A 2,117-nucleotide genomic window follows, 5' to 3' on the forward strand; every position below is an offset into this window, starting at 1 on the left:
CAGTACGCGCAGCTGACTGATCCCCCGCCCGCCGATCCCGACGGACTGGGCTACGACACCGACCTGCTCACCCTGGCAGGCCAAGGCGAGCAGGACCCGAAGCTGGAAGCGGAACTGGCCAGCTTCAAAGCCCTGCTCACCGAGGGCCCGACGCACCCAACCCCCACCGACCTGGAGGAGACCCGGTGAGTCTGGACCAGCTCGGGTCGTACTTCGGGTTCACCCGCACCCCGTTCCGCCGGGACCTGGCCCCCTCGATGCTGCACCGCCACGCCGGCCACGCCGAAGCGGTCGCCCGGATCCGGTGGTGCATCAACGAGAACGCCCTGGGCGTCATCACCGGTGAGGTTGGGGCCGGCAAGACCGTCGCGCTGCGCGCCGCCCTGGCCGAACTCGACGCATCCCGGCACACCGTGATCTACCTGCCGAACCCGGCCGTCGGCGCCCGCGGTCTCTACGCCGCCCTAGTCACCGGCCTCGGTGGTGTCCCACGCTTCCACACCGCCAGCCTGATCGCCCAGACCATGGACCACCTCGCGGCCGAGAAACACGAACGCGGCCGGGCCGTCATCGTGGCCGTCGACGAGGCGCATCTGCTCTCCGCCGACCAACTCGAAGAACTCCGGCTCCTGACCTTATGCCGAGCCGCCGGTTATGCCGAAGAGCCTGCAATGACGGCTTGACCTCTCCAGCCAGGGCAGCCATTTCCGGGTTCGGAGCTCGGCATAATCAGAGGGTGATCAGGAACGCAAGGAGCGTGTCGGGCGGCGTGTATCGGCCTCGTTTGGTGTTGAGCGGCGCTGTGCGGGCGAGGGCCTTTTCCTTGAGCGCCATGCTGGCGTGGACGTAGATCTGTGTCGTTTGGGAGCTCTCGTGGCCGAGCCAGAGGGCGATCACGGCGGAGTCCACGCCGGCATCGAGAAGGTTCATGGCGCAGGTGTGTCGAAGGACATGCGGCGAAACGGTCTTCGCGGTGAGGGATGGCTTGGTCTGTGCCGCGATCCTGCTGTACTTGGCCACCAGCCACTGCACGGCGTCGACGCTGAGGCGCTGTCCTCGCGAGGTTGGGAACACCGGGTCGCTGGGTCCGCCCGATCGCTCTTTCATCCACTGCCGAAGTAGGGCCACCGTCTGCTTGGTCAAGGGAGTCGCCCGGTCCTTGCGACCCTTGCCGTGGCAGCGGACGTGAGCACCGGGTCCGAGTTCGAGATCCGCGATGGTCAGGTGGGTAAGTTCGCTGACACGCAGACCGGTCTGGACCGCCAGGACCAGCAGCATGTGATCTCGTCTGCCGATCCACGTTGTCCGGTCAGTTGCGGCGAGCAGCGCATCCACCTCGGCGACCTCGAGGTAGTCCAGCTCCCGCTTGTCGTAACGCTTGCTGGGGATCGCCAGCACGCGCTGGATCGTCTGGGCGTGTTCGGGATGGCGGTAGGCGGCATACCGGAACAACGAATGGATCGCTGCCAGCCGGGTGTTTCGGGTGCGAGCACTGTTGCGCCGGTCATGCTCCAGATGGGTGAGGAAGTCACCGACCAGGGTGGCATCCACATCGCTGACGTCGAGCTGCGACGGGGCCTTGCCGGTCCGGTCTTGCGCGAAGACCAACAGCATCCGAATGCTGTCGCGGTAGGCGGCGACGGTGCGGGGGCTGGCCTGGCGTTGGGTGATGAGACGTTCGGTGAAGTACGCCTCGATGGTCGGTGCGAAGGTGGTCATCGCGGCAGCTCCTGCCACCGCTCCAAGCGCTCTGCGGCCAACCCCAGCAGTTCGGGGCAGGCTTGCAGATACCAGTAGGTGTAGGCCGGATCGGCATGGCCCAGGTAAGCCGACAGCAGACTCAGCTTGCCGGTCGGATCGGCTCCCTCACGATGCCAGTCACGGACGGTGGCCACTGCGAAGGTGTGTCGCAGACCCTGGACCTTCGGTCCAGTCCCGTCCGGTTGGGGTTCGCGTCCGATCTCGATGAGCAGCTCGCGGAACACGTGGTGCACTGTGACGTCGAGCAGCCTGGTCCCACGTATGGAGACGAAGAAGCTGGGTGCCTTGGGGTGTGGGCACAGTTCGTCTCGAACCTGCGCGTAGTCGCGCAGTGCGGCGCACGTCGACTCGTGCAG

The 2,117-nt window shown here is 66.4% G+C and carries 3 protein-coding genes and 1 pseudogene; 2 read left to right on the forward strand and 2 right to left on the reverse strand.

The features are described 5' to 3' along the window. Positions 1-189: hypothetical protein (locus tag VET27_RS05745; RefSeq protein WP_526516001.1), on the forward strand; the 189-nt coding region annotated here is incomplete at its 5' end. Next, positions 186-635: pseudogene (locus VET27_RS05750) on the forward strand (ExeA family protein); the annotation flags it as partial. The gene VET27_RS05745 and the pseudogene VET27_RS05750, both read left to right, overlap by 4 nt. A gap of 94 nt (positions 636-729) precedes the next feature. Here the strand turns inward: VET27_RS05750 and VET27_RS05755 are convergent. Further along, positions 730-1,719, reverse strand: a complete 990-nt coding sequence (locus VET27_RS05755) for a tyrosine-type recombinase/integrase (RefSeq protein WP_526516003.1) — start codon at positions 1,717-1,719, stop codon at positions 730-732. Then, a partial coding sequence (locus tag VET27_RS05760) for a site-specific integrase (RefSeq protein ID WP_526516005.1) occupies positions 1,716-2,117 on the reverse strand: 402 nt, incomplete at its 5' end. The genes VET27_RS05755 and VET27_RS05760, both read right to left, overlap by 4 nt.

Origin of the sequence: Mycobacterium sp. (assembly GCF_035633495.1) — a bacterium.
Taxonomy (GTDB): Bacteria; Actinomycetota; Actinomycetes; order Mycobacteriales; family Mycobacteriaceae; genus Mycobacterium.

What these genes read in the sequence shown, in the direction of transcription:
- VET27_RS05755 (WP_526516003.1), bottom strand. Translation starts at nt 1,719, where the DNA reads ATGACCACCTTCGCACCGACCATCGAGGCGTACTTCACCGAACGTCTC.